8 protein-coding genes are annotated in these 8,384 nt (G+C 58.6%); all 8 read left to right on the top strand.

The annotated features are described in order from the left end of the window. The first annotated feature begins 110 nt into the window (after positions 1-110). Positions 111-377, top strand: a complete 267-nt coding sequence (locus GIW04_RS24530; protein WP_236270404.1) for an Ig-like domain-containing protein — start codon at positions 111-113, stop codon at positions 375-377. A 79-nt stretch (positions 378-456) separates the two neighbouring features. Then, positions 457-870: a hypothetical protein gene (locus GIW04_RS24525; protein ID WP_120249054.1), complete on the top strand. Its 414-nt coding sequence runs from the start codon at positions 457-459 to the stop codon at positions 868-870. Positions 871-941: 71 nt separating this feature from the next. Next, complete coding sequence (locus GIW04_RS24520) at positions 942-1,181, top strand: hypothetical protein (protein WP_120249055.1); 240 nt, start codon at positions 942-944, stop codon at positions 1,179-1,181. 35 nt (positions 1,182-1,216) lie between these two features. Beyond that, positions 1,217-4,168: a phage tail length tape measure family protein gene (locus GIW04_RS24515; protein ID WP_120249056.1), complete on the top strand. Its 2,952-nt coding sequence runs from the start codon at positions 1,217-1,219 to the stop codon at positions 4,166-4,168. 152 nt (positions 4,169-4,320) lie between these two features. Further along, positions 4,321-4,617 (top strand): hypothetical protein, encoded by a 297-nt coding sequence (locus GIW04_RS24510; protein ID WP_329607639.1) that lies wholly within the window; start codon positions 4,321-4,323, stop codon positions 4,615-4,617. Beyond that, on the top strand, positions 4,614-5,096 hold the full coding sequence (locus tag GIW04_RS24505) for a DUF1833 family protein (RefSeq protein ID WP_120249058.1): 483 nt from the start codon (positions 4,614-4,616) through the stop codon (positions 5,094-5,096). The genes GIW04_RS24510 and GIW04_RS24505 overlap by 4 nt, the downstream gene beginning before the upstream one ends. Next, complete coding sequence (locus GIW04_RS24500; RefSeq protein ID WP_120249059.1) at positions 5,096-5,476, top strand: nitrite transporter; 381 nt, start codon at positions 5,096-5,098, stop codon at positions 5,474-5,476. The genes GIW04_RS24505 and GIW04_RS24500 overlap by 1 nt, the downstream gene beginning before the upstream one ends. Next, positions 5,473-8,384, top strand: a 2,912-nt coding sequence (locus GIW04_RS24495; protein WP_236479278.1) for a host specificity factor TipJ family phage tail protein, incomplete at its 3' end; no start/stop codon positions are given. The genes GIW04_RS24500 and GIW04_RS24495, both read left to right, overlap by 4 nt.

Here is an 8,384-nt window from a genome sequence, read left to right as displayed (position 1 = left end):
GGCTGTCACCTTGCCGGCGCATGAGCATCAGTGTCACTCGCTCTTCGGTATTCAAGTGGCTGTAGGTCTTTTTCATCGCAACACCTTACCTCAGGTGTTGCACTTGCTCCTTGAGACCGCCTACCGCTGTTACTGGCGTGACTGTTGCGCCGGGCACCGCCTCGATTGCTGTCGCGGCAACTCGCCAACTGACAGCGACCGTCGCACCGGCTGGCGCGAGTCAGGCTGTGACCTGGACCAGCGCAACACCATCGGTTGCCACCGTCAACAGTTCGGGCTTGGTCACCGGCGTTGCCGCTGGCACCTCCATCATCACCGCCACCAGCGTTGCCGACGGCACCAAGACCAGCACATCGACCATCACGGTCTCCGCGTAACACGATCAACCTTTTGGCTGCCCAGGCTATAACGCCTGCCTGGGCGGCCTTTTTTATGGCGCGGCGTTGAGGATTAAACATGGCTCTCAAACTGAGCAAGAAGGCCCCAGTTACCGACCTGCGTTGGGCCAAGTTCGACAAAGACACCAAGATTCAGCTTGGCGGCATCGATAACCCCGACTACCTGATTGCGCTTGAGCGAGTGCGCCGGCGCATCCAGCGTAATGACGCGAGCTTTGCTCAGGGCGAGATTGGCGTGGTTGCTGGCGAGAAGACTGAGCACCAGAGCCATTGCGCGCTCCTGGCACAGTTCATCGTGAAGGACTGGGACGGTGTGCAGGACGATCAGGGCAACCCGCTCAAGATCACCGCCGGCGCGTGCACGGAGCTGCTCGAAGCCAATATCGATTTCTTCCTGTTCGTGCTGAAGGAAGGCAGCAAGTCCACAATCGAAGCCGGTACAGAGCTGGCTGAAACCGTGGAAAAGCAGTAACCCGGTTCGAGTGGGAAAGGGAGTGGGGCGGCCAGGCCGACAAGCGCCGGGCTATCTATGAGCGTCTGCGCATGGAAATACCCGAAGAGCCGCCGACCGACCCCATCACCAAGCACCTGCTCGCCACGTTCTTCGGCGTCTGCCGGGGCCGCCGCTTTATCACAACCATGGTGGGAGCCTTCCCGCTGCCGCTGTCTGCCCGCGAGATATCTGACTGGCTCGAAGCTCACCCATCCCCCCTGGATCGCCGGGAGGTGGATGAGGTGATGTTCGCGCTGGACGTGATTTGCCTGAGCGAAGAAGACGACTGATCCGCCGCCCTGCGGCAATTTTGCCCGGAGGCAACATGACTCAAACTTCACGTCTGGTCCTTGAGATCGACAGCCGCGACGCTGAGCAGAAGGCGGCCGATACCAGAAAGGCGCTTGAGGCTCTTGAGTCTGCCGGGCTTCGCGTAAAGCCCGCCATGGACAAGGCTGGCGCCGGCATTGATGGCGCTGGCAATAGCGCACAGAAAGCCGCGAAATCGATTTCAGGCGAGAGTGATGAGATCGAAAGGCTGCTTGGTCGCATTGACCCGCTGTCGAAGAAGCTTGCCGAACTGGATCGCCAAGAACAGGAACTTGCCAAGCATCGCAAGGCTGGAAAGCTCGACCTTGAGACCTATACCGAGTACCAAAAGAAAATAACCACAACGCGCAACGAGTTGACACGCTTCAATGACTCGCTGACTCGCACCGGTAACACAGCAAAGCAGACCGCCGCCGCACTACGTGGTGTGCCAGCTCAATTCACTGACATCGCCGTGTCCCTTCAGGGTGGCCAGGCGCCGCTGACGGTATTCCTGCAACAAGGCGGCCAGCTCAAGGACATGTTCGGCGGCGTAGGTCCGGCGGCCAAGGCTCTTGGTGGTTACATCGTCGGCCTGATCAACCCTTTCACCGTGCTCGCAGCCACTCTTGGCACACTTGCGGCCGTTTATTACGACGCTGAGAAAGAGGCGAGCGCATTCAACAAGGCGCTGTTCTCTGGGTCGGCAAGCTCTGGTCAGACAGCCGGCACACTGTCTGCTATCGCGAAAAGTGCATCCGATATCACTGGGCGCCTGGGCGAGGCAAAGTCGGCTGTTATCGCGCTTGCAGCCAGTTCAGGACTGAGCCAGGTCCAGTTCCGTAACCTGGCCGAAGCAGCCACGGCAATCGGCGAGTTCACCGGAAAGAGTGCTGGTGAGGTTGCTAAGTCGCTCGGCGACATGGGCAACAACGCGACAAAGGCCGCCGAGAAGATCAGTGCTCAATACGGCCTGCTCACTAGCGCTCAGTACGAGGTGATCAAGGGTCTTGACGATCAGGGCAAGAAGCAGGAAGCCCTGGACCTCCTGAGCGAAACGCTAAACCAAAACGCTCAGGCTCGATTTAAGCGGTACCGGGATTCCCTATCCGATATCGAGCGCGACTGGAACGACGTTGGCACAGCTATCAGCAACGCCTACAGCCAAGTTCGCGGCGAGCTATTTCCCGACTCTGCAAAGCAGATAGAAATCATCGAGCGGATTCTTAAGACCCGCAAGGATGGCGGGCTGGCGGGCGCTGTATCGACCGGACTGAGCAAGCTGAACGGCGCGCTTGGACTTGATGATGGTAATAACGATGATTCCACAGCGGCTCTTGAGAAGCGCTTGGCGCTCCTTAAACAAAACGCAGAGGTCGCCAAATCTACTGCCGAGCTCGACGGAAAGACCACTCGCGAAAACCAAGCGAGAATCGAAGCGGATGTCAAGTGGAGCGCCCTGGCCAAGAAAGAGCTATCCGACCAGGCCAAGCTTGTAAAGGACATCACCGACGCCAGGCGCCTTGGTGTTGAAGCAGGGAAGTCGCAGGCCGATATCGACAAAGTAGTCGCCGACATCCAGGCCAAATACGACAAGGCTCAGCCGAAAACCCCTAAAGCCAAGGCCTACACCGAAGACGCTGGCATGAAGGCGTTGGACGCGGCGCGCCAGACTCAGGCCGTCCTGCTCCAGCAGAACGCTTCGCTTAACGCCCAGGGCATCGCCACCGAGAAGGTCGGCGCCCAAGCGCAGGCATTGATCAAGTGGGAGCAGCAACTCGCCGACATCAAAGGCAAGAAGACGCTCACCGCCGATCAAAAGTCGCTCCTGGCCAGCCAGGACCTGATCACCGCCCAGCTCAAGAAGAACGTTGCGCTTGAGCGTGAAGCGGAGATCAGCAAAGGCATCCAGCAGGCGCAGAAGGATCAGGTGCAGCTGCTTACGCTCACCGGGCAACTCCGCGAAGCCAACAGCCTGAAGTCATCCTTGGATGATGCGGCGCAGATGGCCGAGTACGAGCGCCAGGGCAATGTCGAGGCCGCCAAGCGGCTTGAGACGATGATCAAGATCCGAGACATAAACCTGAATGCCGCGCAGAAGCCCGGGACCATTGAGGGAGTGACTCAGGCCCCTAATGCAACAGGCCTGGATCCGGCTGTTGGCGGCGCTGGGAGTGAGATTGATCGACTCGATGCCGCCGCCGAAAAGCTGGAAGCGTGGCGCGCTACCGAGCTTGAACGTCAGGCAGCCTACTTGGACCTGAAGGCAATCAACGAAGAGACCTACGCCGCGCGCGTGGCGAACATCGACCAGCAGGCCACTCAAAACCGCCAGAAGATCGAAGAAGCCAAGAACCAGGCATTGCTGGTGGGCGCTTCCGATTTCTTCGGCAACATGGCCAGCCTCAGCCAGTCCGGAAACAAGAAGCTCGCCGCGATCGGCAAGGCGGCGGCAATCATCCAGGCCACCATGGACGGCTATCTGGCCGTGCAGAAGGCTCTGGCCGCATTCCCGCCGCCGTTCAACTTCGCAGCAGCAGCTGCTGTGGGGGTGGCCACGGCCGCCAACGTGGCAAACATCGCTGGCATTGGTTTCTCTGGCGGCGGATATACCGGCGCAGGTGGAGTAAATGAATATGCCGGCCCCGCGCACAAGGGCGAGGTTGTATGGAGTCAGGCGGATATCCGCAAGGCTGGCGGTGTCGCCACGGTTGAGGCGCTGCGCAAAGGCAACGTCGCGCCAATCCGCCCGGGCGCCAAAGGCACTGGCCCCGATGCAAGCCGCTCGCAGGTAGGTGCGGCACCAGTCGTAAACGTGATCGAAGACGCCAGCAAGGCCGGCCAAAGCCAGTCGCGCGAAGTTGATGGGCGCTGGGTCATTGATCAGTTCGTTGCAAACATCAATGACAACGGAAAGGGCGCTAAAGCCATTCAGCAGATGCTCGGCATGGGAAGGGCTGCACGATGATCCAATATCCAGCTGGGCTGCCGTATCCGTTGCGAGACGGCTACGGCTTCAGCCCTGTCAGCCCCCTCAAATCGACTGCCATGCAGACTGGGCGAACGCGGTACCGGAGGAAATATTCCTCGGTTCCGACAGACGCTAAGGTCACTTGGAACATGAGCGATCAGGAGGCTCAGGCCTTTGAGGCATGGTTCGAAGAAGTCCTGATCTCTGGCTCGCAGTGGTTTGAGGTTGAGCTCAGAACGCCTCAGGGGCTTCTGCCCTACAAGGCCCACTTCAAGGACATCTACGAAGGGCCAATACTTTTTGGCGTCGATCGCTTCATGTTCACCGCGACGCTGCAGTTGTGGGAGCGACCAATTCTCACCGGCGGCTGGGCCATTTACGCGCCTGAATATCTGCTGAACATGAACTTGATCGACCTGGCTGTGAACAAGGATTGGCCATCATGACGAGCTTTGTACTAAACCGGCTTTATTCAAGCGGCGGCACGGAGATCCTCCATGGAACGCTTGAAATCACGGACGGCGTGGCCCACCACTTTCTCACAGATGGTTTTGAGAATTTGATGGTCGGGCTAGAGACGGGCGGCCTGGCAACGTTTCTCGCATGCGGCATATCGATTGCTCTGCCAAAGCGCGGCAGCGACGGAAAGCAGGACCTGAAGTTTGCGCTGTGCAACATCGATGGCAGTGTCTCCGGCTTCCTGCGCACGGCTCTTAGGGAGCGCCGTGAGATCAACCTGGTGTACAGGGAGTACATCAGCACCGACCTGGCCTATCCGTCGAAGATCCTGCGTTACAAGGTCAAGAGCGGCTCGGTCACAGCAACCGAAGCTCAGATCGTCGCCGGCTACTTCAACCTGCTCGAAACCCTCTGGCTCCGCAACTATTACACCGGCGATTTCGCCCCAGGCATGCGGTACCAATAATGATCGATCACGAAAAATACCTCGCGGGCCGGTACCTCGAGGGCGGGAGAGTGTGGCCGTTTGTTGATTGCTATGGGTTGGTTCTTGAGGTTCGCCGCGACCTTGGCCTGCCGCAGTGGCCGGAGTGGGCAGACATCCGCGCCGGCGACGGCTCGATGGTCGAGGTGGCAGGGAGGTGGTTTCCGACGCTTACGCCTTGCGAGCCGGAAGAGGGCGCATTGATTGCGCTCTACCAGGGTAGCGAGATGCGTCACGTCGGTGTAGTGGTCCGCTGTGGCGCCTCCCTTGAGGCAATGGAAATCACCGAAAAGCAACGCACTATCTGCCTGCCTCTGCACAGGCTCAAGCGCCGCTTCGTGCGGGTGGAGTATTACAAGTGATTGAAATTTACCCATCTCGCATTGGTGTAAAACAAGGCGACTGCGTGCCGCTGGAGTCGCACCAGGTTAAAGAGCCGGCCACCCTCGGGGGTTGGCTTTCAGCGAACGCCAAAGGTTTCGATATCAACGCAGTTCACCCGATCTGTATCGAAGTGGAGGGCGTTGCGGTTCCTGCGGACAAGTGGTCAGTGACAGTCATTGATCGCGACACGGATGTGAAGATCTTTCCAGAGGCGCGCGCGGTGGGCGCTGCGGCTGCGGCCTGGGCGGCGGTGGCTTTGGCCGCTATTTCGATTGTGCTTATCCTCACCATGCCGAAGGCGAAGGCCGCCAAGCAACAGCAAGGCGACGATCTGGATGCAGCGACAGCCACAGGCAACCATGCAAAGCTGAACTCCCCCATCCGCGAAATACTGGGCATGGCCAAGGTCTACCCAGACCTGCTTGTTCCGCCTGTAACCCGATTCGTAAATAAGCGGACGATGGTCACGACCCTCACAATGTCCATAAGCCGGGGGAATCTTGCGATTCCGCCGAGCTCATGGAAGGTGGGCGACACGCCATTTGCTGCTTTCGGATCTGACCTTAACTACACAGTTTATGGGCCTGGAGCATCGCTTGTGGGAGATTCACGCGCTAGAAACTGGTATCCAGCGACCGAGGTAGGTGGTACTAACGCCGGAACCGCCGGCCTTGATCTATCCAGCAGCGCGCCCGCAGATGCTGCCGCCTTGGCTGACTCTATGCTTATCAGCGGAAGCACGGTTTCTTTGCTGGGCAACAGTCCGACTTTCCCTGATGCATGGGAGGCTGGCACCGTTGTGCGACTGGTAACGCCTGATACCTTCACCGTGACGACGGCTGGCTCGTACAGCAGGATCGCCGGCGCCCTGGCCGATCTGGCGCCGTTTGTTGGCATGAAGGTAACGCTTGGTAGTGATTCGGAAATCGACCTGACGGTGGCCAGCGTACTGCCTTACGTGGCTCCTGTCCCAGGGATTGGCGGGACTCCGTCGATGGTTACTGGTAGCGCCTCACCGACGACCTACGATTTCACATCGGGTGCGGTGGTGTGGTCTGTAACCTTCCAGGGGGTCACCAAGACCATTTCCCTGAATACCGACTACGTGAACATGAGCGGCCTGGTATCGACGATCACGTCTCAGCTTTCTGGCACTGGGCTTGTCGCGCAAGATAGCTCTGGTCGGCTTAGGCTGATTGAGCCGCTGAGCCCATACAAAGGCGGCGCCATATCTCAGACTAGCGCCCCGGTGCAAATCTTCGGATCAGGACCTACCTACATCGTGGGTACGGCTTCCGCTGGTGGCACCCCTGAGCAGCTTGCGAGCATCACGCTTAGCTTTGACAACGGCACCCCGTTCTCGGGTATCGCCGCAGGCCAGCAACGACTATCAATCGCTTACCGAGGCTACAGGTTTCAAATCGTCTCGGTTTCAGGGCTTACTGCTACGGTCAAGAGGATCACGGATACAGGCGTGGTCGACAATGCCTGGGCGGGATTCACGGCCAGAACACTGCTCGACTTCTCCATGTCTGGCAGCGGCGGTGCAATTAACTGGCTCGGCTCATTCATGGGCTGTCCTGAGTACGAACTGGCCACCGAAGCTGAATATGATGTGTTCTTCAGTCAGGGGCTTTGCTACTACAGCAAATCAGGCAACATCAAGACCTCCACCAAATCCATTGAGGTGCGCTGGAGGGATTCGGCGCTTGGTGGGGCATGGACAACGATCACGCACGCTTACACTGAAGCTACGCCCGACCAAATCGGATTCACGCACAAGATTGTTTTCCCTTACCCGCTACGGCCTGAGTTCCAGATGAGGCGAATTCAGCCGGTCGAGGGTGGGCAGGTGCGTGATGCTATTCAGTGGTATGGCCTGCGTACCTTGCTCCCAGATCCAGGGTCCTACGAAGGCATAACGGTCATCGCCATGGATATCCGCGGCGGTGATCGTCTGAGCGCCCAATCTGAGCGCCAGATCAACTGTGTGCCTACTCGCATCTACGACAATGCGCCGGCTCGATCCATTAAAGGTGCCGCGCTGCACGTTTGCCAAAGCCTTGGCATTGATGATTCGCTGATCGACATGGATGCGCTGAACGCTGTGGATCAGGACTACTGGACGCCGCGGAGCGAGCTTTACGATATGTCTCACGAGAAGCCTACGGCGGTTCGTGAGGTCCTGCAGGGAATCTTCACTGCGGGCATGTCCCACCTGTCCAGCGGCAATGGGCTGTTAAGCGTGAAGCGAGAAGGTATACAGCCTCCACGCGGAGTCATCACGCCGCACGAAATGACCAGTGAGCTTACGTCAAGCTTCACCGCGCCAAGCCCTGACGACTTCGATGGGGTGGACGTTGAATATATCGACCAGTACACCAACCGCAAGGAGACGGTGAAGTGCCGGCTCCCTGGAAGCCTTGGGCTCAAGGTGGACAAAATACAACTGGACGGAGTATCTGACCGCACCAGGGCCTGGCGCATTGGCATGAGGCAGTTGCGCAAGTACCAGTTCTCGCGCTGGGGCTACAGCGTCGACACTGAGATGGACGCTCTGGTGTTTGACGACATTGACCACATCACGCTAGCCGATGACATCCCAAACACCACCAGTAGTGCGCTGATCATGGAGGTTGAGCAGATCTACAGCCAGTACCTGCTCACGCTTAGCGAAGAGATGGACTGGTCGATGGTTGCGCCGCGGGCCGTTATTCGGCGGCACGATGGCACAGTCACAAGCTTGTTTGAGCCGAAGGATGCTGGATTTCACCAGGTGCTGGTGCCGCTCACTGCAATCGACTTCGACATTGTAACTGACCTGAGCATTGAGCCCGCAAGGCTCCTATTCGGTCCAAGCGAGCAAGTCGGATACCCGGCGATGAT

Origin of the sequence: Pseudomonas sp. PA-4-8C, from assembly GCF_021606625.1 — a bacterium.
Lineage (GTDB): Bacteria > Pseudomonadota > Gammaproteobacteria > Pseudomonadales > Pseudomonadaceae > Aquipseudomonas > Aquipseudomonas lactis.
The sequence above is the reverse complement of the archived record's forward strand: the minus strand, read 5'-3'. Positions and strand labels throughout refer to the sequence as shown.